This window comes from Sulfurospirillum multivorans DSM 12446, assembly GCF_000568815.1.
GTDB lineage: Bacteria > Campylobacterota > Campylobacteria > Campylobacterales > Sulfurospirillaceae > Sulfurospirillum > Sulfurospirillum multivorans.
The window spans coordinates 1007701-1030627 of sequence record NZ_CP007201.1; the positions used below are offsets into that span (position 1 = coordinate 1007701).

Below are 22927 nucleotides of genomic sequence, written 5' to 3' on the forward strand. Positions count from 1 at the left end.
AGGGTAAGATGAGAGAGATGGAAGTGTTGCATACCAATTATCAGCTGATTGAAAAAGCGATCAAATACATCGATGCGCATTTTAAAGAACAGCCCTCCATCGATGTGATTGCCAGCAGTATCGGCATGAGCAAATACCATTTTATCCGTGTGTTTAAAGAGTATGTGGGCGTGACTCCCAAACAGTTTTTGCACTCGGTAACGCTCAATTACGCCAAAGAGCATATCAAAGAGTCCAAGTCCATTTTAGACAGCACGCTTGACATGGGGCTCTCCAGTGTCAGCAGGTTGCATGAACTCTTTGTCAATTTAATCGGCGTTACACCTAAAGAGTGGCGCGAAAAGGGCAGGGATGTCATCATTACGTATGGTTTTGGCATCACACCTTTTGGTGAAGCGTTGATCGCTTACACCGATAAGGGCATCTGTTATTTAGGGTTTATTGACCAGAACAGAGAGGCTATTTTTACACGATTTAAAGAGCTTTGGGAAAATGCGAATTTGGTGCATGATGATCTCAAAGCGCAGACTTATTTGGAAAATATTTTCATCAAAAATAAAAAATACAATCTTTTGGTTAAAGGCACCAACCTTCAGATCAATGTCTGGAAAGCGCTTCTGAACCTTCCCAATGGTGCAATTACGACCTATCAAGATGTCGCAAATTTCATCGAACAACCCAATGCGGTGCGTGCCGTTGCCAGTGCCATTGGAAAAAATCACATCGGATATCTCATTCCGTGCCACCGTGTCATTGCCAAAAGTGGCGCGATGAGTGGTTACAGTTGGGGGATTGAGCGTAAAAAAATCCTGATCGCATATGAGTCCGCTTACAAAGAAAATGTCACGCAGTTTAGAACAGCCATAGCAGAAGATATACAAGATATATGCGAACTCCGTCACCAGTTTTTTCCCCACGAACAGGAGTCTCTATCAAAGGATCAAACTCAAAAGAATACACTGCTGAAGATCATTCAAGATCCTACTATGGGCGATGTATTTGTTGCATTGCACGACACTAAAATCATAGGAATGGCGCGTGTTTTCTATACACTCTCAATGATGTTTGGCGGAAAAGTAGCGTTCGTGGAAGAGATGATGATGAATGAACAGTACCAAGAGGGCGACATCGAATCCTCTTTCATGAATCATATTCTTTCTTCGTGCAAAGAAAAAGGATGTCAAAACATCACCCTGTTTGCCGATAAAAACAACCTGAACTTGCACACCGTGTACGAAAAAATGGGATTTAAAAAATCCACGATTACGCCGTTTCACATAGAAGGGTAAATCCACAGAGCACAAGGTTGCTTAAACATTTTCATACCTACTAAGCCGTAAAATAAGATAAAATTTTACAAAGCAGGAACAATGAGAATCGCATGATAACGACCATAACCTTACCCAATTATCTTCTTCATAACCCCACATTGTATGAATGTATTTTCGATCACACGTTTATTACCTCCAAATCGGTTCTGTATAAGCAAGGTAAATTATCTGTTCGCATTGGTATGCACATGGTTATTTTACTCTTAGAGGGGCAAAAAACCGTGCATTTACCCAAAGGCGACCTTTTGGTGGATGCCAGCGAAATTATTTATACGGCGCAAGGGAATTATTTTATGACAGAGATTGTGGGTGAGAGCAACCGCTATCAATCTATTTTAATATGTTTTGATGACCAATTTGTTTTGAATTTTATTCAAAAGTACGCTATTACCTTTGATGAAAAAGAGAGTAGTAGTCCCATTGCCATCATGAAAAAAAGTCCTTTTTTACACGCGTGTGTTGAGACCATCAATGCTTTTTATGCGGAGAAACGCGACAACACGCTCTCTCTTTTAAAGCTAAAGACGGAAGAGCTTTTTTTGTATTCGCTTTGGGCGGATCAAAAAGGTTTTTTAGCTTTTTTAAAATGTATCGTTGAGACAGAATCTTCACGCATCAAATACATTCTCGAATCTAACACCGATGTGATTCAGACTCCTAAAGATATGGGGGATCTTACACGTCTTAATGAGCGGTTGCTTCGAAAAGAGATCGCAAGGCTGTATCACATGACGCCAAAAAAATGGTTAGATCATGTTAGGTTACAAAAAGCCCAACTGCTTCTAAAAAATACAGACAATTCCATCTCGCAGATCGCAACAACCTGCGGATACGCAAATGTATCGTGGTTTATTACACAATTTAAAAAACACTATAACGCAACTCCTTTTTTATACCGTCAAGAAAACTTGCATCAATAGCCTTTTTTCTTGTACCTTTCTTTTTTTTCAAGCGTTAAAATGACGTTAATGAATTAAAGGAGATTGTTATGAAATCAGAGCGTTATACCAAAGGTTGGGAAAAACTAAAAGAGGTTGATGGGGAAGCTGGCGAAAAAGTGATAGAGGCACTTAAAGATGTCGCTCCTGATTTGGCGCGTTATACCATAGAGTATCCTTTTGGGGATATTTATTCACGCGAAGGTTTAACTCTTAGAGATAGAGAAATAGCCACTATCGCCGCTTTGATCGCACTTGGCAATGCCAGTTCTCAGTTAAAAGTGCATATTAAAGCAGGACTCAATGTAGGCCTGAGCCAAAAAGAGATTACCGAGATTATTATTCAGATGTCAGTCTATGCGGGTTTTCCTGCGGCGTTGAATGGAGCCTTTGCTGCAAAAGAGGTCTTTGCAGGAGATCAAAAAGATGAAAAATAAAAAAATCATCTTAGCCTCAATGCTCGCTTGCAACGTCTTATGGGCAGAGAGCGATATACTAAAAGTATATGATGGCGTAAGTACTCCTGTGGGTATGGCGTTTAATCACAACAATGAACTGATCGTTGCGGAATGGTCTGCTAGTAGGGTGAGCGTGTTTGGCAAAGACGGTCGTAAAAGAGTGTTGAGTGATCACATCAAGAGCCCATCAGGAATCGCAGTGGACAAGGAGGATAACGTGTATGTTGCGTCGTATTCGACCGATACGCTCTACAAAATAGAACCCAATGGAAACCTATCGATTATTGCGGATGCATTAGCCACGCCAGCAGGGGTCAGTATCGATCAAAACGGCAATATCATGGTTGCGAGCAAGGCGTCAAACGCCATTATCTTCATCGATCAAAAAGGCACTAAAAGCAACCTTTTTAACGATTTGCAGACACCTGTGGGAATCGTAGAATTAGAGCATGGTTATGCCATATCCAATATCAACGGGGATGTCTCACTGTATGACAAAGAAAAACGAAAAACGGGTTCATATAAAGGGTTTAAAAGCCCTGCTGTTGGGATAGTAGGAAGTCAAGAGGGGAACGTCTACGCCGTGGATTACGGTGGAAGTGACGTGGTCGAGATACAAAAAAATGGTAACACTAAGGTGCTCACAAGCTCCCTAAGCTCACCCGTAGGTGTCGCCATCAATCCCCAAGGCGAACTCTTTATCGGTACATGGGGAGATAGCGCGATTTATAAATTAACGATTAAATAGGGCTTTACATGTAAAGCGTTACGCGGCGAGTTTTAACCGCTCTTTTTTCTCTTCTACTGCGATAGTAGCGCTCTCTTGGTGTAAAAACTTGGAGAGGAGTTTGGTGAGGGTGTGGGAAATCCCAAATAGCTCTTCGGCAACACTAGCGACAGCTTGTCCATTGCCTCGGTTGGTGACACTGAGTGCCAAGGTCTCTTGCATTTGCGCTATCAAGGTATTGACATTGTTGGAAACAGTGTGTGAGAGGCTGACGGCTTTATTGGCGACACTGAGCGAATGGGTGATCTCTTTTTGAGTGTCGGTTGCAATTTTCCCGAGTGACGCCATGCGCACACTGGTATCTTCCATTAAACTTGCCACATGGTTGAGCCGTTTGGTGTTGCTTCCTACGCCTCCAATGATCTGCTTGACGATCCCATCGATGCTTCCTAAACTCTCTTGGGTTCTCTCCGCGAGTTTTCGTACTTCATCCGCAACCACAGCAAAACCGAGCCCATGCTCACCCGCACGTGCCGCTTCAATGGCAGCATTGAGGGCTAAAAGGTTGGTTTGGTCTGCGATCTCATCGATGAGGTTAAAGACATTTTTCATCTCATCCACGCGTTTGGTCAGCTCTATCATTTGTTGATTGACCGCATGTTGCTCTTTTTTACTCTCTTGCACATCGTTGTGCAAAGCTTCAAGGTCTTGCATGAAATGGCCCATAACGCCCATATTTTGCTTGAGAACATCTCTGGTTTGCACGCTCATCCCTTCGGATTCACTGAGCGTTTGTTTCAGTGAAGAGATAGGCTTTTGCATCGTTTCGATGTTGCTCTCTTGCGCATGAATCGTTCCTAAAAGGGTTTGAGAGGTTGTTTGCAAGCTTTGCGCGGAGTGGTGCGCATCGTTTGAAATGGTGGCTATGCGTGAAATCGTCTGTGCAACGTTGGTAAAGACGGTGTCAATGGTGCGCGTGATGCCATCGAGCTCATCTTTGGTGTTTTCACCGACTTTTTTGAGTTTATGACGAAAATCGATGTGATGCGGGGCGAAAATGACTTTTTGTAAAAAGGCATAAATCTGTACGGTCTCAAGCACGACCAAGCGAATCATAAGCGATAAAAAGAGCAACGTCGCCATAAAAAGCAGCGAAGCGGCGGAGAGATAAAACGTGTTGGTTTGGTTGGATTGATGTAAAGATTGAAGTAAGAGATGATTGTGCTCTAGTGTGTTTGAATCGCGCGTAAGATTGGCATTGAAATGGGTGAGACTGGTATTGACCTTTGCCATGGTTGTTTCAGTTTTTTGGTTAAATGCTAACGCCTCTTCGATAATTTTTCCTGTAATATCTTCGATCACCAATGCGATATCACGCACGCCATCTTCATTAGGTTCTGTGCGCATTCGCTCCGCCAAAATGACAAATTGCCTCGCATAAGGGGCAATGAAGGGGTGTTTTCCTGCACTGCTGTTTTGCCATGCAATAAGTTCATCCAAAAGTCGTTCAAGTTTACGTTGTTGGGAAGGTTTGAAATTAAGCGTGGTGAGATCATTGCGAATGGTACGTAAATGGGCAAGATCGCTGTACCAAATTCCCACCTCTTTGGCTTGGTGCTCTAAGGCACTAAATTCTGTGATGGTGAGTGAATTGGCATTCGTTGTCTCTTGAAGGTTGCTTTTGAGGCTTTCGCTCTGCTCTATTTGCGCGTGAAAAAAGTCTTGATTTTGAAAATAACCAACACCGTAAAGAATGCCCATAATCACAAAGGCAACAAACAGTGTCAAAAATCCTAAATAAAAACGATGCGCAATGCTCAGTTGTTTGATAAAGGTACTTACAAATTGCGGCATAAAAGGCTCCACTATAAAAAATTTAGTATGAAGTGTATGATAAGTTGATTGCAAAAGGATTACTAAAGTTTTGGATAAAAATTATGCACGATCATAATGTTTTTGGAATATTCTTAAGCGTATAATATCACACAGTTTTTCAAGGGGGAATTATGTCATTTAAAGTGAAGATCATTGGGGCACTCTGTGTTTTGATGTTTTTAAGTCTCAGTATTTTTAGCTTTATCAGCTATTTTGATACGAAACAAAACAGCGTTATTCAAACGGAGAACAGTTTAAAAATGGCATCTCGTGCATTGAGCGATTATATTGATGTGTGGATTGCCGGTAAAAAAAGTGGCATTGAAAGCAGTGCGAGGTATCTTACCAACATTCAGTCTATGGAAAAAGCAGAGATTGTTGCTATTTTGCAAGAGACAACCAAAACACTGGGAGGTTTTGATACCACCGTGGGGCTAGAAGATGGCAGTGCGATCACAGGCACAGGAACGCCGTTATCTGCGGGCTATGATCCTCGTGTAAGAGGTTGGTATAAGAGCATCAAAGCTTCAGGAAAAGTCGGTGTTACCGATGCTTACATCGATGCAACAACCAATAAACTGATCGTTTCGATTATGGCTCCGATTATGAAAGAGGGCAAATTTTTAGGCGGTGTGATTTTAGATATTGCGCTAGATACCCTCACCAAAGCAACCGCCGATGTCAATTTTAATGGCGGTTATGGCATGCTTTTTGATACCGCAGGCATTGTGATCGCCCACCCCAACAAAGAGATGTACGGAAAAGAGCTTTCAAAATTCTTACCAGAACTGACCGATCAAATCAAAGGCAAAAACGATGGTTTAGTCGAGTATCAATTCAACAATGAGACCAAAATTTTTGCGTTTAAAGTCTCCAAAGAGAGCGGATGGACGCCTGGCATCACCTTCGATAAAGAGGTGGCGTATGCTTTTTTAAAGACCCAAATGAGCGAGTTGTTTTTGGCGGGTATCATTATGCTTATTATCTCCATTAGCATCATGATCTTCCTCATCAAAGCCTTGCTAAAACCACTCGATAATCTCAACCGTGTTGTCAAAGAGCTCTCCAGTAATGAAGGCGATCTTAGACACCGTCTTGAAACAATCTCCAACGATGAGTTCGCTCAAGTCTCGGGCAATATCAATAAATTCATTGAAAAACTGCATGAGATTGTCAAAAGTTCCAAAATCATCAGCACTGAAAATGCCTCGATCTCTGAAGAGCTTTCCCGTACTGCTTCCGAGGTCGTACGCAATGTGGACAGCGAATCTCGCATCATGAACACGACTAAAGAAGAGGGAATTGCTCTGGTGAAGAGCCTTGAAACCTCGGTGGTCAAAGCCAAAGGCTCCCAAGAAGCACTGAGTCGTACGCAACATGACATCGTCGAGGTCAAAAGTAAAGTTGAACAACTCGAATCCACGATGCAAGCAACTGCAATTAAAGAGCAAAGTCTAGCCCAAAGACTTGATAATGTCAGCCACAATGCCAATGAAGTCAAAGATGTACTTGGCGTCATTCGTGATATTGCCGATCAAACCAATCTTTTAGCATTGAATGCGGCGATAGAAGCGGCACGCGCGGGAGAGCACGGACGTGGATTTGCTGTCGTTGCAGATGAAGTACGAAAACTTGCCGAACGTACCCAAAAAGGACTGGTTGAAATCGATGCGACGATCAATGTCGTCGTACAATCCATCATGGATGCCAATAATGACATCACGCAAAATGTCCAAGAGGTGCAAGCCTTAGCATCCATCACAGCAGATCTTCAAAAAGGGATGACCAATGTGGCGAACATCATTCACTCCACGATTGATGAAAGTCATTACACCGTAAGTGATTTCATCGATACTTCGACTAAAATCAAAAAAATCGTGGATGCGATTGAGCAAATTCATGGTATTTCCAAAGAGAATGTTGGAAGCATCGACAACGTTTCGCAAGCGAGTGAACATTTACATGTAATGACGGAAAATCTCAACAATGAACTGGGAAAATTTAAGTCTTAACCGCATATTTTACTCGAAATTGCCCATGCTATGTTACATTGCGTGGGCAATTTAAGCTTTGAGTCTGTAGAATCTTTGTTAAAAAAAAACAGAGAGAATCCATGCTAAACAAAGAACTCCTCAAAGGACTCTATGTCCTCACCGATGCAACCCTAACGCCAGATGAAATCATGCTTGAACAAGTAGAACGTGTTTTAAAAAGCGGTGTTCGCGTTATCCAGTACCGCGACAAATATACGAGCAGTGAAGAGGCTGAGAAGCAGTGTATCAGACTTCAAGCCTTGTGCGATGTGTATGAAGCGATTTTTATCATCGATGATCGCTTGGATATTGCGTATCGCATCCATGCCGATGGTTTACATGTAGGCGAAGATGATGTGAGTTACGAAGAGGCTCGCGCCCTGCTTGGGGATGATAAAATCATCGGCGTATCCTGTTATGGCGACATCGAACGCGCGAAAAAATACGCCAATCTAGGAGCCGACTATGTCGCGTTTGGCTCCTTTTTTCCCTCTCCAACCAAACCACACGCCAAAATCGTAGACCCTGAAATTTTGAAACACGCCAAAGCGCAACTGAATGTGCCTATTTGTGCCATCGGGGGCATTACTGAGGACAATATTGAGCTGCTTTCATGCTACGACATTGCGATGTACTCGCTCGTTAGTGCGGTGTATAAAGACGATGCGATTGAGGAAAATTTAGAAAAATTACACACGAAAATAGACTTTTTGCAAAACAAATAAAGCACCAAAGGTGCGTGGGCTTTCTGCCTAAGAAAACCCAGTGTTAACGTAGTTTTTGAAGCTTTGCTTTAAAAACGTGTTGAAAGTTCTGCAAGAACTCTAATAAAGGAGCGGGCATGGTTTTAGAAAAGTTTGATGTCTCCATCACCAATGCAAGTAAAGGAATGGCGCTGATGCTGATTTTGTGGCATCATCTTTTCTATGAAAAGCCTGAAATGGGCTTTGTTGTCTTTCAAACAGCGCTTCTTGCCAAAGTCTGTGTGGGTATTTATGTGGTGCTGAGCGGGTATGGTTTGGCAGAGTCGGTTAAGAAAAAAGGGCTGGAACTTGGCGCTTTTTACAAGCGACGTTTGCTAAAACTATACATGAACTATTGGCTGATCGCGCTTATTTTTGTGCCGATTGGCGTATGGTTTATGGAACGATCGCTTTCAAGCGTTTACGGTGAGCATGTCTTTCAAGGCTTTATGCTTCAGATGCTAGGCATCCACATGTTCACGTGGGTCGGTTATGGTTATAACGCGACATGGTGGTTTATGAGCCTGATCATCGTGCTGTACGCCATTTTTCCCTTGGTGAATTTTTTAACGAAAAAATACCACCTCTGGTTTTTAGCCTTTTGTGCATGGCTTCTCTTTTTCCCTATTCCCTTGGTCAATGACTGGATCTTTCCCTTTGCGGTGGGCGTGTACCTTTCCCAAAAAGATGGGTTTGTCAAACTGCTCATTTGGCTCGATAAGCAAGGCAAAGCACGCTTTATCACCCTTTTAATTTTAACCGTGTTGGTGGCGTGGTATAGGCAAAATGGCTGGCTTTTTGACAGTGTCCGTGCCGATACGTTTTTCGCGATTTTACTGATTCTGTGGACAACAGAACTGGTTGTTTTTTCACCGTGGGCAAAAAAAGCGTTTGAGTTTGTGGGCGTGCATTCGTTTAATATTTTCTTATTTCACACGTTCATTTATTACTACTATTTTCCTGATTTTATCTACAGTTTTCACTATCCTGTGATGATCTTTGCAGTCCTTTTGGGGGTTTGTTTGGTGATCTCCGTAGGAATCGAGAGCTTTAAGAAGAAAATTGGATTTGATAAATTGATCTAACACTTTGTTTCCAAACCCGCCTATTTCTACGGGTTTGGAAGCTTTACATGTAAATAGATTTCTTGCCAAATTGCAAGAAATCTTCTGCCTCGAAGAGGCAAGCTTTAGCGCCACAGCGGTGTAGCGTAGGTTGTTAGGCTTTGCCTAACAACTGTGATAAAATGGTTAAATCAGTGCTGATTTTTGCACAAACTTTTCACTTAAGTGGTTAAACTCAGCGCTCTCCACCCAGGTCTCGGGGGCACTTACATACTCGACGATATTTTCCAAAAGCACATAATGGGCATGCTCTTCTTCGGCAATGCGTAAAAATGCCTTTTTTTGTTCACCATCTTCAATCATCAACGCTTTTTCAGTGTAGAATTTGTAACTGCTCTCTTCAGAGCGCAAAGCATTTTTGTAGAGATTGACATGATCTTCGGTAAAACAGGGTACTTGATTTGATTTTTGCATCTTTTCAAAGATGTTTTTGGTGTGTTTAAACAGATCGACACTGGGCATCGTTGGAATGGCTTTATTTTGGTTCATATGCTCAAAAATATGGTAGTGTTTGACCTCTTCTTCGGCAAGCATCGTCCATATAGACTTTAAGCCTGCATCATCGGTTTGCGTCGCGAGCTCTCGGTAGTAGCGCTCACCATCTTTTTCAGCTTTCATCGCATATTCATAAACGTTCATCGTGCACTCCTTGTGTGATAGTTGGATAGGGTAAATCTCTACCATTCTATACGAAATCTATGATAAAAATCTGATAAAGAATCAAGCTTAATTCATTATCAGTAATAAAACCATAAAAAAGTGAAAACTAGACCCACCCAAGACAAAAAAATGCCAAATTGCGTGGTTGAGATAGAGCTTTCTCCAGACATAAAAAATAATGCCAACAGTATACGTGACGCCTCCGGCTATAAGGAGTGAAAGGGTGAGGGAGTCAAGATTGGTGATGAGTGTTTTAAACACGCCCACAACCATCCATCCCATAATAAGATAGAGGATCAATGAGGGGCGGCGAAAGCGTTTTGCGAACAAAAGATTGAGGCTAACCCCAAGTGCTGCAATCGCCCATGCAATGCCAAAAAGTACCCAACCCGTAACGCCTTGAATGCCTAACAAGCTAATCGGCGTGTAGGTTCCTGCGATAAGAATAAAAATGGCACAGTGGTCAATTTGTTGTAAAATGGATTTAGTCTTAGGCAGATAAATGGCATGATACAGCGTTGAAGCGCCGTACATAAAAATCAAAGAGAGTCCAAAAACGATGGCACTAGCGATCTTCGCACCATCACCACTTTGCCCTGCAAAAACGCATAAAATGCTAAGTGCACTCACACTCAGCAAGAGTCCAATTCCATGAATGCTACTGTGCCAAATCTCTTCACATAAAGAGTAGTCGTGTGATGTTTCGATGATATCTCCTTTCAAAATTTTTTACAAGAGATAGACTTTATTATACTGCGATTTTGCCGATTTAGTTCACATAAGCTATTTGGGGGCAAAAAGCTATGTACATCGAATCATCATCATTAACATTGCAGGGGAATCATGAGGAGCTGGGAAGCAGTGCCGTGTATAGGCGCATAACCGACACAGATGTGCAAACACTCACGCGCATCAATGAAGCAGAAACACTAAAGCTTCAAGCAACAGGAAGTGTCACGACACAACAAGGTGATGTGCTGGATATTACCTTGCAGAGTACTTTGGCGCGTTATGATCGTTATGAGACATTTACATCGCAATCCATTGCTTCTTTGATGGATCCTTTGGTGATCAATCTAAATGGCGGACTCGTCGATGTCGACGCATCAAAAAAATTTCTGTTTGATCTAAACAGCGATGGATCAGCCGATGAAATGTCACTGTTGGGGCAAAATAACGGGTTTTTAGCACTCGATAAAAACGAAAATGGCATCATTGATGATGGCAGTGAACTCTTTGGCACGCAAAGTGGCGATGGGTTTGCGGACTTGGCGCAATACGACGATGATGGCAATGGTTGGATCGATGAGAACGATAGCATCTTTTCCAAGCTGAAAATCTGGCAAAAAAGTGCTTTAGAAGACAACCTGATCTCCCTAAGCCAAGCCCAAGTGGGAGCGCTTTTGCTGGAGAGTGTGGACTCTTCGTTTAGCTACAAAAATGGTGCCGATACCAATGCGCTGCTTCAAGAAAGCAGTGTCGTCCTCTTTGAAAATGGCAGAGCAGGGTGGGTGTCGCATGTGGATTTTGCGATCACTTCGACGCAAAAAGAAAGTACTCAAACAAGCACTCCAAGTCTCACCGCCAGTACGAGTAGCGTTTTAAGTGCATCGCTTGGGAAAATAAAGCAATCTTCCACCACGGAAGATCTTAACGAAAGTCTGCTCTCTTCGCTTAAAAGTAAACTCAAAGCTTTAAACAGTAAGCTTGGGAAGACACATGATGAAAGTGAAAAAAGTGGCATTATTATGCAAATCCTCAAAATCTCCATGCAAATTGCGCAACTGGGTGGCTAACCTAAAGCTTTAGGTGGTACAATTTTACATCTTTACATGTAAAAGGAGATTGCGATGCTTGAGCTTCAAACCATTGTAATGTTTGTAACCGCTTCAACGCTTTTGGCACTTGCCCCAGGCCCTGACATCCTCTTTGTTTTAACCCAATCGATGAGTAAGGGAAGTCGCTCTGGTATTGTTATAGCGCTAGGACTTTGCAGTGGGCTTATTTTTCACACAACCGCCGTTGCGTTGGGTGTTGCAGTGATCTTTCAAACCTCGGCTTTAGCCTTTAGCCTTCTCAAATTCGTGGGAGCTGCGTATCTTTTGTACCTTGCCTTTATGGCATTTAAAGACGCCAGTAAGAGTAAACTGGAATCTTCCAAAAGCCGCCTCAGTCTCATTTCACTTTACAAACGTGGCATTTTGATGAACATCACCAACCCAAAAGTGTCCATCTTTTTTCTAGCGTTTTTACCCCAATTCACCAACCCTGAAGTGGGCAATGTCACAGGACAGATTTTTACATTGGGAGCTTTGTTTATGCTCTGTGCTTTTGTCGTTTTTACGCTGATTTCGCTTCTAGCAGGACGTGTGGGTGCATGGTTTTCAAAAACCAAAAACGGCGAGAAAATCCTTAACCGCGTTTCTGGAACCATCTTTGCAGCGTTGGCTGTTAAATTAGCCTTTACATCCAAATAGGGCTTACACGATGAAAAAAAGTCAACTCTTAGCCGTCATTCTTGCGCTCTTTGCAGGAGTGTTACTTATTGAAATCATTTTACAAAATATGCTAGGCTCGTAAAAAATATCATACGTTTGTGTGACATAGTTGTTACGATATAAATAAAAAATTAGAATAATGGAGCAACGATGAAAATAGGTCTTTTTATCCCCTGTTTTATGAATGAGTTATACCCTGAAGCTTCGATGGCAACGCTGAAGGTGCTAGAGAATTTGGGGTTAGATGTGGAGTATCCTCTGGAGCAAACCTGTTGCGGACAAGCCCAAGCTAACACGGGTTGTGCGAAAGAGACAGCTGTTTTAGCGGAACGCTTCTTAAAAATCTTCAAAGATTATGACTACATCGTAGCGCCTAGCGGAAGCTGTGTCAGTATGGTTCGCCATAACTATGCGCAGTTTTTAGAAGGACGTGAAGGGTTTGAGCGTATGCGTTCACACACCTATGAACTCATCGAGTTTTTGCACGATGTGATCAAACCAACCTCGATGAATGCTACGTTTGCACACAAAGTGGGCATTCACAACAGCTGTCATGCGCACAGAGAACTGGGCTTAGCGAGCATGAGTGAAAAAAATGTACCCGAATTTTCCAAAATCAAAAATTTGCTCGACAAAGTAGGCGGCATCAGTTACTCAGAACTCACCCGCAAAGATGAGTGCTGTGGTTTTGGTGGAACCTTTGCCGTTTCAGAAGAGGCGATGAGCGTAGCGATGGGACGCGCACGACTGCAAGATCATCTCGATGCTGGCAGCGAGTACATCACCGCTGTGGATATGTCCTGTTTGATGCACATGCAAGGCGTGATTGACCGTGAAAAGATGCCCCTTAAAACGATTTATATCGCCCAAATTTTAGCAGGAGATCTCCAATGAGCCACAACCATTCAGAACTTGCCGATAAATTTGCAAGCAACGTAGAGCGTATGAAATGGCACGACAAAGCATTGTGGTTTGTCCGTGTTAAACGCGACACACAAGCCAAAAGTTTAGACGAATGGGAAGAGCTTCGCAACACCGCCGATAAGATCAAATCGCACACGCTCTCTCATTTGGATGAATATCTTGAACAGTTTGAAAAAAATGCTTTGGCACGAGGCATTCGTGTGCATTGGGCGAAAGATGCGAAAGAGCACAATGAGATCGTTTTAGATTTATTGCGTTCTCACAACGCCAAAATGATCGTGAAAAGCAAATCCATGCTCACCGAAGAGTGTCATCTTAACCCTTATTTGGAAGAACACGGCATCGAAGTGGTCGACACCGATTTGGGTGAACGCATTGTTCAGCTTCGCAATGAGCCGCCTTCTCATATCGTACTTCCAGCGATTCACCTCAAAAAAGAGGACGTTGGAACGACCTTTGAGAAGTTTTTAAATACGCAAAAAGGCAATTCCGATCCGACATACCTAACCCGCGCCGCACGGGCGCATTTGCGTGAAAAATTTGTGGGAGCGGACGCTTCTATGACCGGTGTGAACTTTGCCATCGCTGAAACGGGCGGCATCGTGGTCTGTACCAATGAGGGTAATGCCGATTTGGGCGCAAGTTTGCCGAAGCTTCATATCGCGTGTATGGGCATTGAGAAGATCATCCCAAGGTTAAAAGATCTCAGCATCTTCACGCGCCTTTTGGCAAGAAGTGCGACTGGTCAGCCTGTGACAACGTACACATCGCATTACCATGGTGCCGTGGAAGGTGGCGAAATGCACGTGGTCATCGTGGACAATGGGCGATCAAAAATCCTTGCCGATAAACGTTACGTCAAATCCTTGCAGTGCATTCGCTGTGGCGCGTGTTTGAACACCTGCCCGATTTACCGCAGAAGCGGTGGTTACAGTTACGGTTACGTCATTCCTGGACCCATTGGTTCAACGCTGGCACCTAGTCGAGATCTGAAAAAATACTACAGCTTGCCGTTTGCTTGCTCGCTCTGTTTTTCATGCTCAAACATCTGTCCTGTCAAAGTAGACTTGGCAGAACAGCTCTACTTAAAACGCCAAGACGTGGTGGATGCTGGGTATCTAAGCCCCATAAAACTCAATGCACTCAAGATGGCAACATGGTTGATGTGCCGTCCAAAATTGATGGATTTTGCAGGATTGATGGCACGCAAAATGGTTCCAATTTTGCCTCGCGTACTTCTGTATTCAAAATTCAACCTCTGGGGAAAAAATAGAGAGTTACCACCATTCCCAAAAAATAGTTTTAAAGAACTTTACAAAGCAAAAAAGGGTATCAAATGAGTTCACGCGAAGCCATTTTAAAAGCAATCAAAGAGGCAAAACCTCATAACAGCGAAAGTGCATTGCCTGAGGTGAATATTCTTCATACGACCTATGATGACTTGGATGCGAAGTTTGCCACAACGCTCGCAGGAGTGGGTGGAAATGCCGTTCATTTGGACTCTTTGAGTGCGGTTGAGGGCTACATTAAAGAGCACTACAAAGAAGCAAAGGTCATTGTTTCAACCGTAGAAGGTTTACATGTAAACACCAAAGAGCTAGGCGCAACAGACGATCCGCATACGCTTAAAGATGTGGATTTGGCGATCATCAAAGGCGAATTTGCCGTGGCTGAAAATGGCGCCGTGTGGATCAAAGAGGCGGATGCGAGGCACCGCGCTCTTTATTTTATCACCCAAAAATTAATGATTATCGTCCCAAAAGAGCAGATCGTCCACAGTATGCACGAAGCGTATACGAGAATTAGTTTTGGTGATAAAGACATCTTTGGGCTTTTCATCAGTGGCCCATCTAAAACCGCTGATATTGAGCAGTCTTTGGTCATCGGAGCGCATGGTGCGACTGAGGCGTGCGTGGTGTTTATTTAATTAAGGGCACAGCCCCAAGAGCTACCGCTGAAGCTTGCCCCTTTGGGGGCAGAAGGTGTATCGGTATTTGGGCTTTACATGTAAAGACTAAAGCAATCTCTCTTTGGCTCTAAAGCGTGGCAGTTGCGAGACGATGATGCCTCCAAAAATGACGAAGCTTGCCATCATCTCTGTTTGGCTGAGTACTTCGCCTAAGAAAATGTAGGCAAGCAGAACGGTAAAAACGGGAATGAGATTGACAAAGACGGAGGCGCGTGAGGCTTCGATGCGGCTTAACGCTAGGTTGAACATGCCATATCCTCCAAGCGTCACGACGACGCCCAAATAACACAACCATCCAAACGCTTCCCATGAGAGATTGATCGGCACCCCCCATGATTCCCAAACGGCTAATGGAAAGAAGAAGAGCGTTCCGACAAACGCTTGAACAGCGGTCAGGAAGAGGGCGGAGAATCGTTGGCTGAGGTAACGCACGGAGATGGCGTACCATGTACCACAGACCATCGCACAAAATTCTAAGAAGTTTCCTAAAAGCGGGTTACTCGCATTTTCACTGCTTTGCGCGCCAAGGCTGAGCCAAACAGCCCCTGCTACGGCTAAAATGGAGCCTACAACGATGCGTTTGCTCAGATACTCTTTGAGCACAAAACTTGCCGCGATTGCGGTCATGAGTGGCATCATTGAGGTGATCATGCCTGCTTGGGAGGCGGTGGTGAGTTGCAAGGCTTTGGCTTCAAAAATGAAGTAGAGGCAGGGTTCAAAAAATGTCAGTAGCAAGATGTACTTCACATCTTTTCTCGTAAATTCAAGCTTGGAAAACTGCTTGATAAAATAGACAAAACAGAGGCTCGCAATTGCCATACGACCAAACATCGTACTCATAGGTCCAAGGATGCCAAGGACGGCTTTAAGGGCGATAAAGGAGCTTGCCCACGTGAGCATAGCGATAAGTAAAAATACAATGCCTAGTAAATCGATGCGTTCTTGCTTCATTCCGTAATCTCTTTATGAAAAATTGTGTGCCATTCTACCTTTTGTTTGCTAAAACCAGCGGTCATGCTGTACAATGACTTATGGAACTATTTAACGTACGCAATCTCATTCTTATCATTCTGCTGATCGTCGGCATTAATTACTATAAAAGTAGCCAAGAGATCAATGCCCAAAGCCTCTCTTTGCCCCTTGATACCAAGATACTCGCCTTTGGCGATAGTCTCACTTACGGCTATGGCGTCACGCGCGATAAAAATTACCCAACCGTTTTGGGCGATCTTTTACATGTAAACGTTATCAATGAAGGTGTCAATGGAGAACTTAGTGAACAAGGGTTAGCAAGGCTCGCCTCTGTTTTAGCGCGCCACAAACCCGACATCTTGGTGCTGTGTCACGGAGGGAACGATATTTTACGCAAAAAAGATTTGGCACAAACAAAAAACAATCTCGCCGAAATGATCAAGTTGGCAAAAGAGAAGGGCGTTTATGTCCTTTTAGTCGGTGTTCCGACCTTTGACATTTTAACGTTCAACGTGCCTTCGTTTTACTACGAGGTCGCGAAAGAAAACGGCATCGAGATAGAAGATAGCAGTCTTAAAAAGATCATGGACGGTGAAAATCTTAAATCCGACCAAGTCCATCCCAATGCCGAAGGTTACGAGCTGATGGCTAAAAACATCGCTAAAATACTCAGCGAAGAGTACCACCCATCAGCGAAATCGTTTTAAAAGCCCTTTGAGATACTCCTCTGCCAACGTCGCGATCTCCTCATCCGTAAGGGTGATTGGCTCGGTTTGGGTGGGGATATTATTGAGAAGGACAGCGAGTTGCGTGCAGGTTTTAAACAGCTCTTCAGGGCTCATCGAGATCATTACATGTAAAACATCGTTGGGGAGATTTCGGGGTTCAAGTTGGTGTAGCGCCGTTATATTCGCTAAAAAAGTTTCTATGGTAGGATGCAAACGTTTTTCCTTTTTTTGTGTGCAATTATGCCACATTCTTCGTTGATCTTCTTCATAAAACGTTACATGTAAGCATTTTTTGGCTCGCTCCACGTTACAATCAAAGCTACTCACCTTAAGGGGCTTTGCATGAGCATGCACGATTTAGAGGCGTTTTTGCGCTCCATTCATCCGTTTCAACTGCTTTCAAAAGCCGAGATGGCTAAAGCCATTGGTGCGATGAACATTGCCTACTACAAAAAAGAGACTTTGCTTCTTTCTCCTTCAAAACCCGCTGCGTTTTTGTACATCATCATTAAAGGTGAAGTCGGAGAGTTTCATGAAGAGGAGCTCCTTAAAGTCTACAGCAAATCCAACTCGTTTGACGCGGACGCGCTCATCTACGCCAAAAGCGAAAACAGTTTTAAAGTGCTCGAAGAGCTCATCTGTTACGAGCTTAAGAAAGAGGATTTTCTCTCTCTTTTAGACTCCAATAAAACGTTTAAAGCCTACTTCATTCAAGACCTTGCCAATAAAATTCAATCTGCCAAAGCCAAAGAGTACACCACGGAGCTTTCAGGCTTTATGATGGCGCGCGTGCAGGACAGCTATTTGCATGAGCCGACCATCGTTGAGAAGGAGTGTTCCATCATGGAGGCACTGCGCCAAATGGAGGCAAAAAAGAGCAGTTGCATCATCGTCCGAAGTGGCGAAGGGTACGAGTATGGCATCGTCACCGACAGTGTCGTGCGCCGCCACGTGCTCTTTAACGAATACGACAAACACGCCGCCATCGGTCCCATAGCGCTTCATCCCATCATTACCATCGAGGCGGATGACTACCTTTTTAACGCGCTCCTCTCCTTTACAAAGCACTCCATCAAACGCATTGTTGTGACGCGCGATGGCGAGATCATCGGCATTTTAGAGCAACTCGATCTTCTCAGCTACTTTGCCAATCACACCTATCTGGTCGCCGTTCAGATTCGCAAAGCGACCACGATTGACGAGCTCAAACAAGCCAGCAGTGATCTGATTAGCATCGTGCAAAAGTTACATGTAAAAGGGACGAAGGTTGATTATATTGCAAAATTGATCTCGGAAATTAACGAAAAGATTTACGAAAAACTCTACGCGATGATCGTTCCAGAGGAGCTTGCTACCAAAGCGTGTTTGATCGTGATGGGCAGTGAAGGGCGCAAAGAACAGCTGCTCAAAACCGACCAAGACAATGCGCTTATCATCGATGATACCATGGATGAAAGCCTGTACATTCCTTACATGCAGCGCTTCACGGCAACACTCATCGACTTTGGTTTTCCGCGCTGTGAGGGAAACATCATGGTGTCAAATCCTTATTGGTGCAAGCATCAAAGCGCATACCACCAAGAGATCGTGCGGTGGTTTGATACTCCTAGCATGGAAGATGTGATGAACCTTGCGATCTTTTTTGACGCGATTCCTGTGGCGGGAAATGCGTCGATGTTGCGCAGTCTCAAAGCAGAAGTCTTTGAGTACGTTGAAGAGCAGAGTCCTTTTTTAGCCAACTTTGCCAAAGCCGCAACGGCGTTTGAAACGCCCATCGGCATTTTCACCAATTTGATCGCGCAGAACAATAAAATCGATGTCAAAAAAGGGGGTATTTTCCCCATTGTTCAAGGCATTCGCGCTCTCGCGTTAGAGCATAAAATTGAGCCAACCGACACGGTAACGCGCATCAAAAAGCTCGCCAAACTCGACATCATCGACGCCGATTTTGCAGGTGCTCTCATCGAAGCACTCGATACACTGCTGAATTTACGCCTCAAAGAGCGCTTGGCACGTGGCGAAGAAAAAGGACTCGATAACTTCGTGAACATCGAAAACCTGAACCAGTTGGAATTGGAACTGCTCAAAGACAGCTTCAAAATCGTCAATAAATTTAAGAAATTTTTGACGCACCATTTTAAACTCTCGATGGTCATCTAAGATGCTGAGCTCTTTTTTTGCCAAACGAAACGCTAAAAAACTCAAAGATGAGCAGTACCGTTTTTTATTTGAAGAAGCGCCTTTGGATGAGGTCGTGGTGTTCGACACCGAAACGACAGGGCTAAGCCCCAAAAACGACGAGATTCTCTCCATCGGAGCGGTGAAAATCAAAGGCAATAAAATCCTAATGTCCGAAAAATTTGAGCTCTTTATCAAACCCAGTCGCGAGATCACGGAGAAGAGCATCAAAATTCATCAAATTCGCAATGTCGATTTGCAAAATGGCATCGCCCCACACGAAGCGATCGTGCAGTTTTTACACTTCATCGGTTCACGCCCACTGGTCGGCTACTACCTTGAGTTTGACATCAAAATGATGAACACCTACGTCAAGCCGTGGCTGGGCATCAACCTCCCCAATCCCCAAATCGAAGTTTCAGGACTCTACCACGATAAAAAGATCAAATTCATTCCCGAAGGCGTGATAGACCTGCGTTTTGATGTAATGATGAAGGATTTGGGTTTGCCAATCTTCGGGAAGCATGACGCGCTCAATGATGCGGTGATGACGGCAATGATGTATATTAAGCTTCGGAATATTGAGAGGGTGTGAGTTTACATGTAAAGATTAATCTTTAGCCGCAGACCCTAACTCTTTCCCTTTTTTTGTTAGTTCAAGCACTTTTTCAGCAAGTCCAAGTGTGTTTTCATGGGATTCTTGTTTTGAGTAAACTTTTGAAAGAGGGTCTTCTAGCATTTTTTCAATCGTTGGTAAGATAAATGCTGTATCAATTTTATCGCCTATATAAGGTTTTAATACATCATGTCCCGTCAAAAGATTTTTAGCAAGAAGTGATTTTTGTCTGTACTCTTGAGAAAGTCGCTTGTATTGAAAATAGATTTTTAAACAAATGCCTGAAACCGTAGCAAAAAAAGCAATGAGCCCAATTTTAGAGAAAATAGGGCTTAGTGCATAAATAGAATTAACAAAACCGTCATGGAAAATATCTTTCATTTCGTTACTTGGTACTAATGGGCAAAAGTTGTGATAATGTAGAACACAAAAAATACCGATGAATGATGCAATGGCTAAGGCTTGCCAACCAAGTCCCGTTACAAAATACTTAGTTTGTAATTTGCTATATTCTTTAGATAATGTATCTGAAAATTCTATGGTTTTTGTTTTTTGTGCTTTATCTAAAGCTTCTTTCGCAAGGGTTAAAGTTGTTGTTGCTTCCGTAGTAAGTGTTTCAATAGGCGCTAAATCTTCGAATTTTTTTTCTAAATTTTTTAATCCAGTCTGATAATCTTTGAAATTATCGGTTATTGTTTGCGTTTCTTCTTCCATTCTGGCAGATAACGCTATGATGGTTTGTTCTATTTGATTGTAATTGAGCGCTTTTTCTGAAAGAATATTTTTTATACTTAAACGAGCATTTTCTGGCTGACTTTCAAGTTCATTTAAAGCAACCAATAAAGATTCTTTAGATATCTTAAATCGTTCTTGGCGGGATGAAGATGTTGGTAGTTCAATAAATGATTTAATGGCACTATTGAAAGCATTTATTTGGGCTAAAATAATTGATTGTTTTGATTCTTCTAATCCAGAAAAATCCATTTCTTTAATTTTCTCAAAAAGTTTATTTGTTTCTTCTAAAAAACTTGCATCAAAATGAGGTACGATTTCAGCTAAACAAATTTCTTTATAATTTAATGAATTTTGTACACTATCTTGTAATTTTTCATTCATATTTGCCCCTAATCTTCAAGAATTTACATTGAGGCTTATTATACATCATTTGGTGAGGTGGGTAAATAAATGTGTCATTTAACAAATACTGCTTCTTTAAAATAAAGTATGCTATACTACTGTATTACAAACTACAAGGAGACACCATGACAGCAACCGTACGGCTTGATGAAGCACTAGAAATAAAGCTTGAACGTATCGCTAAGACGTTGCACAAGAAAAAAAGTGATGTCATACGCGAAGCGATAGAATTTTATGCAACTAGCGTTGAGTCACATAAAAAATCACGCATACTTTTAGCGGTTGAAAAAACCAAAGAGGCAGACAAAGCCGTCTATGAGAGCGTTAAAGGAACCTTGAATGATGGTTTGTAAGGGCGATATATGGCTTGTGAATCTCAATCCTAGCAAAAAAAATAATGAAATGGGAAAAACGAGACCTGCAGTTGTTTTTCAAAACGATGAACTCAATCACAGCGACTATCCTACCACCATCATTTTTCCGCTGAGTACGTCACTCATTGATGATGCAGAACCCATTCGTATGCGCATTGCTAAAAGAGAACTGTTGGAGCAAGATTCGGATGTGGTTGTTACGCAAATACGAGCCATTGACAATGAGCGTTTTATCCAAAAACTAGCAACATTAACGCCCCAAGAGCTTCAAAAATTAAGAGAACTTTTTGAGGAAGTCACACTTTAAATAGCTTTACATGTAAAGCTAGAGAAGATCAAATCTAATAAAAAAAACTAAACGGCAGTGCGACACATCGTTCATTGATCCATAGTACATTTTCTCCCATATAAAAAACGACACCGAAAACATCTTGGGAAGCACTTTTTTGAAAATCGATGATATGTTTAAAATCACTGGTATCGACTTTGGAGGAGGATTTGACTTCGATGGCGATGATTTGACTGTTTTGTTTGAGGATAAAATCAATCTCTCTTTTATCGTTGGTTCTATAATGAAATAAACTGGTAGGTTGCAAGGCGAAAGCGATATGTTTTAAAAGTTCATTGCACACAAATGTTTCAATCAATGCACCCTTATAATGTGAGGCTTCTAAGGTTTCCAAGGAATTAATGCCCAAAAAGTACGAAGCGATGCCCGTATCATTGAGATAAAGTTTGGGGCTTTTGACAAATTGTTTTCCAATGTTCTCAAAATAGGGACGCACCAGTTTTATTTGAAAGGTTTGTTCTAAAATTGAGAGGTAATTTTCAATCGTCTCAACTCTAACACCGACCTCTTTTGCCAAATCCGATTTGGTAAGCATGGTGGTACTTCGTGGCGCTAATATGTGCAAAAATCTAAAAAAACTATCAATATCTCGAAGTTCTGCCAAATCCCTAGCATCTCTTTCAATATACGTACTGACATACGAGGCAAACCACAGTTTTTTCTCCAAAGGTGTTTCAAGTTTTAAGCTCTCAGGATAGCCTCCTGTAATGATATCAGCTAGCATCTCTTTATGCGTTTTAGGTGTCACATCAAACGCTTGTGCAAAGAGTTTGTCGATGATGTTCTCTTCAGGTTTACCTTCACGCTCTTTCGCACTCAGTGGAAACAGATCGACTTCAATAATACGACCTGCTAATGTGTCTTTCGTTTGCTTCATGTCTAAGATGTTGGCACTACCCGTAATGAGAAAGTCTCCATTATGGCGTGATGTGTCAATGTAGAGTTTGAGAGATTCTAAAAGCTCTGGTGCTTTTTGAATCTCATCAATACAGACAGGTTTTTTAAGATTTTGAATAAAAAGATTGGGGTCAGCTTTGGCACTCACTCTGGTAGAAACATCATCCAAAACGACATAGTTTTCACATAGATTTAAAGCAAGTGTGGATTTACCTACTTGCCTTGCGCCTTTGAGTAAAACAATAGGTGAGATTTTAAGAGCTGTTTTGAGGATAGGTTCTAAACTTCGTTTGAGCATGGCGGTTTCTTTACCTATAAAATTTTGGTTATTATAGCATAAATTATACTATTACAATAGGAATTTATTTTATACACTACGAGAGGAGTTTCCCCTCG

At 42.5% G+C, this 22927-nt stretch carries 24 protein-coding genes; 17 read left to right on the forward strand and 7 right to left on the reverse strand.

Going from position 1 to position 22927, the window contains the following annotated elements:
- Nucleotides 1-8: 8 nt before the first annotated feature.
- From SMUL_RS16950 to SMUL_RS05100, 4 genes are all read left to right on the forward strand, one after another.
- Nucleotides 9-1289 carry a GNAT family N-acetyltransferase gene (locus SMUL_RS16950; RefSeq protein ID WP_084613082.1) on the forward strand — a complete coding sequence of 427 codons (1281 nt, stop codon included), beginning with the start codon at nucleotides 9-11 and terminating at the stop codon, nucleotides 1287-1289.
- A 92-nt stretch (nucleotides 1290-1381) separates the two neighbouring features.
- Nucleotides 1382-2251, forward strand: coding sequence for a helix-turn-helix domain-containing protein (locus SMUL_RS05090; protein WP_025344178.1), 870 nt, complete (start codon nucleotides 1382-1384; stop codon nucleotides 2249-2251).
- Nucleotides 2252-2319: 68 nt separating this feature from the next.
- Nucleotides 2320-2706: a carboxymuconolactone decarboxylase family protein gene (locus tag SMUL_RS05095; RefSeq protein WP_025344179.1), complete on the forward strand. Its 387-nt coding sequence runs from the start codon at nucleotides 2320-2322 to the stop codon at nucleotides 2704-2706.
- A complete protein-coding gene (locus tag SMUL_RS05100; protein WP_025344180.1) occupies nucleotides 2696-3475 on the forward strand; it encodes an SBBP repeat-containing protein in 780 nt (259 codons plus the stop codon). Before SMUL_RS05095 ends, SMUL_RS05100 begins: the two co-directional genes overlap by 11 nt.
- Nucleotides 3476-3493: 18 nt before the next feature.
- On the opposite strand, the gene SMUL_RS17650 is transcribed toward SMUL_RS05100, so the two are convergent.
- Complete coding sequence (locus SMUL_RS17650) at nucleotides 3494-5308, reverse strand: methyl-accepting chemotaxis protein (RefSeq protein ID WP_025344181.1); 1815 nt, start codon at nucleotides 5306-5308, stop codon at nucleotides 3494-3496.
- A gap of 152 nt (nucleotides 5309-5460) precedes the next feature.
- Here SMUL_RS17650 and SMUL_RS05110 point away from each other — a divergent pair, with 152 nt between their 5' ends.
- The 3 genes from SMUL_RS05110 (at nucleotide 5461) to SMUL_RS05120 (ending at nucleotide 9190) form a co-directional block, all read left to right on the forward strand.
- The gene (locus SMUL_RS05110; RefSeq protein WP_025344182.1) at nucleotides 5461-7341 is read left to right on the forward strand and encodes a methyl-accepting chemotaxis protein; all 1881 of its coding nucleotides are present in this window, start codon (nucleotides 5461-5463) and stop codon (nucleotides 7339-7341) included.
- 101 nt (nucleotides 7342-7442) lie between these two features.
- Entirely contained in the window at nucleotides 7443-8087 is a 645-nt protein-coding gene (gene thiE, locus SMUL_RS05115) for a thiamine phosphate synthase (protein ID WP_025344183.1), read from the forward strand.
- A gap of 116 nt (nucleotides 8088-8203) precedes the next feature.
- Nucleotides 8204-9190 (forward strand): acyltransferase family protein, encoded by a 987-nt coding sequence (locus SMUL_RS05120; protein WP_025344184.1) that lies wholly within the window; start codon nucleotides 8204-8206, stop codon nucleotides 9188-9190.
- A gap of 165 nt (nucleotides 9191-9355) precedes the next feature.
- On the opposite strand, the gene SMUL_RS05125 is transcribed toward SMUL_RS05120, so the two are convergent.
- Together SMUL_RS05125 and trhA are read right to left on the reverse strand one after the other, a co-directional pair.
- Nucleotides 9356-9868, reverse strand: coding sequence for a ferritin-like domain-containing protein (locus tag SMUL_RS05125; protein ID WP_025344185.1), 513 nt, complete (start codon nucleotides 9866-9868; stop codon nucleotides 9356-9358).
- Between the two features lie 87 nt (nucleotides 9869-9955).
- On the reverse strand, nucleotides 9956-10612 hold the full coding sequence (gene trhA, locus SMUL_RS05130) for a PAQR family membrane homeostasis protein TrhA (RefSeq protein ID WP_223809775.1): 657 nt from the start codon (nucleotides 10610-10612) through the stop codon (nucleotides 9956-9958).
- Nucleotides 10613-10692: 80 nt separating this feature from the next.
- Between trhA and SMUL_RS05135 the strand changes: the two genes are divergently transcribed.
- From SMUL_RS05135 to SMUL_RS05155, 5 genes are all read left to right on the forward strand, one after another.
- Entirely contained in the window at nucleotides 10693-11685 is a 993-nt protein-coding gene (locus tag SMUL_RS05135; RefSeq protein WP_038533060.1) for a hypothetical protein, read from the forward strand.
- A gap of 54 nt (nucleotides 11686-11739) precedes the next feature.
- Nucleotides 11740-12366 carry a LysE family translocator gene (locus tag SMUL_RS05140; protein ID WP_025344188.1) on the forward strand — a complete coding sequence of 209 codons (627 nt, stop codon included), beginning with the start codon at nucleotides 11740-11742 and terminating at the stop codon, nucleotides 12364-12366.
- A 171-nt stretch (nucleotides 12367-12537) separates the two neighbouring features.
- Nucleotides 12538-13281: a (Fe-S)-binding protein gene (locus SMUL_RS05145; protein WP_025344189.1), complete on the forward strand. Its 744-nt coding sequence runs from the start codon at nucleotides 12538-12540 to the stop codon at nucleotides 13279-13281.
- On the forward strand, nucleotides 13278-14651 hold the full coding sequence (locus SMUL_RS05150; RefSeq protein WP_025344190.1) for a lactate utilization protein B: 1374 nt from the start codon (nucleotides 13278-13280) through the stop codon (nucleotides 14649-14651). Before SMUL_RS05145 ends, SMUL_RS05150 begins: the two co-directional genes overlap by 4 nt.
- The gene (locus SMUL_RS05155) at nucleotides 14648-15238 is read left to right on the forward strand and encodes a LutC/YkgG family protein (protein ID WP_025344191.1); all 591 of its coding nucleotides are present in this window, start codon (nucleotides 14648-14650) and stop codon (nucleotides 15236-15238) included. The genes SMUL_RS05150 and SMUL_RS05155 overlap by 4 nt, the downstream gene beginning before the upstream one ends.
- Before the next feature lie 87 nt (nucleotides 15239-15325).
- Here the strand turns inward: SMUL_RS05155 and SMUL_RS05160 are convergent, their stop codons facing one another.
- On the reverse strand, nucleotides 15326-16231 hold the full coding sequence (locus SMUL_RS05160) for a DMT family transporter (RefSeq protein ID WP_025344192.1): 906 nt from the start codon (nucleotides 16229-16231) through the stop codon (nucleotides 15326-15328).
- An 80-nt stretch (nucleotides 16232-16311) separates the two neighbouring features.
- Between SMUL_RS05160 and SMUL_RS05165 the strand changes: the two genes are divergently transcribed.
- Complete coding sequence (locus SMUL_RS05165; RefSeq protein WP_038533064.1) at nucleotides 16312-16959, forward strand: arylesterase; 648 nt, start codon at nucleotides 16312-16314, stop codon at nucleotides 16957-16959.
- Here SMUL_RS05165 and SMUL_RS05170 read toward each other — a convergent pair.
- Nucleotides 16942-17307, reverse strand: a complete 366-nt coding sequence (locus SMUL_RS05170; protein ID WP_223809776.1) for a hypothetical protein — start codon at nucleotides 17305-17307, stop codon at nucleotides 16942-16944. The two genes, SMUL_RS05165 and SMUL_RS05170, sit on opposite strands and share 18 nt — an antisense overlap.
- Nucleotides 17308-17322: 15 nt before the next feature.
- Between SMUL_RS05170 and SMUL_RS05175 the strand changes: the two genes are divergently transcribed.
- Together SMUL_RS05175 and SMUL_RS05180 are read left to right on the forward strand one after the other, a co-directional pair.
- Nucleotides 17323-19140: a putative nucleotidyltransferase substrate binding domain-containing protein gene (locus SMUL_RS05175; RefSeq protein ID WP_025344195.1), complete on the forward strand. Its 1818-nt coding sequence runs from the start codon at nucleotides 17323-17325 to the stop codon at nucleotides 19138-19140.
- 1 nt (nucleotide 19141) lies between these two features.
- The gene (locus SMUL_RS05180) at nucleotides 19142-19753 is read left to right on the forward strand and encodes a 3'-5' exonuclease (RefSeq protein WP_025344196.1); all 612 of its coding nucleotides are present in this window, start codon (nucleotides 19142-19144) and stop codon (nucleotides 19751-19753) included.
- Between the two features lie 15 nt (nucleotides 19754-19768).
- Here SMUL_RS05180 and SMUL_RS05185 read toward each other — a convergent pair whose 3' ends face one another.
- Nucleotides 19769-20890 (reverse strand): hypothetical protein, encoded by a 1122-nt coding sequence (locus SMUL_RS05185; RefSeq protein WP_025344197.1) that lies wholly within the window; start codon nucleotides 20888-20890, stop codon nucleotides 19769-19771.
- Nucleotides 20891-21036: 146 nt separating this feature from the next.
- Between SMUL_RS05185 and SMUL_RS05190 the strand changes: the two genes are divergently transcribed.
- On the forward strand, nucleotides 21037-21264 hold the full coding sequence (locus SMUL_RS05190; RefSeq protein WP_025344198.1) for a ribbon-helix-helix protein, CopG family: 228 nt from the start codon (nucleotides 21037-21039) through the stop codon (nucleotides 21262-21264).
- On the forward strand, nucleotides 21251-21592 hold the full coding sequence (locus tag SMUL_RS05195; protein ID WP_025344199.1) for a type II toxin-antitoxin system PemK/MazF family toxin: 342 nt from the start codon (nucleotides 21251-21253) through the stop codon (nucleotides 21590-21592). Before SMUL_RS05190 ends, SMUL_RS05195 begins: the two co-directional genes overlap by 14 nt.
- Before the next feature lie 34 nt (nucleotides 21593-21626).
- On the opposite strand, the gene SMUL_RS05200 is transcribed toward SMUL_RS05195, so the two are convergent.
- Nucleotides 21627-22829 (reverse strand): ATP-binding protein, encoded by a 1203-nt coding sequence (locus tag SMUL_RS05200; protein WP_025344200.1) that lies wholly within the window; start codon nucleotides 22827-22829, stop codon nucleotides 21627-21629.
- Nucleotides 22830-22927: the final 98 nt, after the last annotated feature.

Excerpts from the sequence above, each read along its gene's own strand:
- SMUL_RS05090 (WP_025344178.1), top strand. The coding sequence starts at position 1,382 with ATGATAACGACCATAACCTTACCCAATTATCTTCTTCATAACCCCACA.
- SMUL_RS17650 (WP_025344181.1), bottom strand. The coding sequence starts at position 5,308 with ATGCCGCAATTTGTAAGTACCTTTATCAAACAACTGAGCATTGCGCAT.
- SMUL_RS05145 (WP_025344189.1), top strand. The coding sequence starts at position 12,538 with ATGAAAATAGGTCTTTTTATCCCCTGTTTTATGAATGAGTTATACCCT.
- SMUL_RS05125 (WP_025344185.1), bottom strand. The coding sequence starts at position 9,868 with ATGAACGTTTATGAATATGCGATGAAAGCTGAAAAAGATGGTGAGCGC.
- SMUL_RS05190 (WP_025344198.1), top strand. The coding sequence starts at position 21,037 with ATGACAGCAACCGTACGGCTTGATGAAGCACTAGAAATAAAGCTTGAA.
- SMUL_RS05195 (WP_025344199.1), top strand. The coding sequence starts at position 21,251 with ATGATGGTTTGTAAGGGCGATATATGGCTTGTGAATCTCAATCCTAGC.
- SMUL_RS05110 (WP_025344182.1), top strand. The coding sequence starts at position 5,461 with ATGTCATTTAAAGTGAAGATCATTGGGGCACTCTGTGTTTTGATGTTT.
- SMUL_RS05180 (WP_025344196.1), top strand. The coding sequence starts at position 19,142 with ATGCTGAGCTCTTTTTTTGCCAAACGAAACGCTAAAAAACTCAAAGAT.
- SMUL_RS05135 (WP_038533060.1), top strand. The coding sequence starts at position 10,693 with ATGTACATCGAATCATCATCATTAACATTGCAGGGGAATCATGAGGAG.
- SMUL_RS05160 (WP_025344192.1), bottom strand. The coding sequence starts at position 16,231 with ATGAAGCAAGAACGCATCGATTTACTAGGCATTGTATTTTTACTTATC.
- SMUL_RS05185 (WP_025344197.1), bottom strand. The coding sequence starts at position 20,890 with ATGAATGAAAAATTACAAGATAGTGTACAAAATTCATTAAATTATAAA.
- SMUL_RS05120 (WP_025344184.1), top strand. The coding sequence starts at position 8,204 with ATGGTTTTAGAAAAGTTTGATGTCTCCATCACCAATGCAAGTAAAGGA.
- SMUL_RS16950 (WP_084613082.1), top strand. The coding sequence starts at position 9 with ATGAGAGAGATGGAAGTGTTGCATACCAATTATCAGCTGATTGAAAAA.
- SMUL_RS05140 (WP_025344188.1), top strand. The coding sequence starts at position 11,740 with ATGCTTGAGCTTCAAACCATTGTAATGTTTGTAACCGCTTCAACGCTT.
- SMUL_RS05165 (WP_038533064.1), top strand. The coding sequence starts at position 16,312 with ATGGAACTATTTAACGTACGCAATCTCATTCTTATCATTCTGCTGATC.
- SMUL_RS05150 (WP_025344190.1), top strand. The coding sequence starts at position 13,278 with ATGAGCCACAACCATTCAGAACTTGCCGATAAATTTGCAAGCAACGTA.
- SMUL_RS05155 (WP_025344191.1), top strand. The coding sequence starts at position 14,648 with ATGAGTTCACGCGAAGCCATTTTAAAAGCAATCAAAGAGGCAAAACCT.
- SMUL_RS05175 (WP_025344195.1), top strand. The coding sequence starts at position 17,323 with ATGAGCATGCACGATTTAGAGGCGTTTTTGCGCTCCATTCATCCGTTT.
- SMUL_RS05200 (WP_025344200.1), bottom strand. The coding sequence starts at position 22,829 with ATGCTCAAACGAAGTTTAGAACCTATCCTCAAAACAGCTCTTAAAATC.
- SMUL_RS05095 (WP_025344179.1), top strand. The coding sequence starts at position 2,320 with ATGAAATCAGAGCGTTATACCAAAGGTTGGGAAAAACTAAAAGAGGTT.
- thiE (WP_025344183.1), top strand. The coding sequence starts at position 7,443 with ATGCTAAACAAAGAACTCCTCAAAGGACTCTATGTCCTCACCGATGCA.
- SMUL_RS05100 (WP_025344180.1), top strand. The coding sequence starts at position 2,696 with ATGAAAAATAAAAAAATCATCTTAGCCTCAATGCTCGCTTGCAACGTC.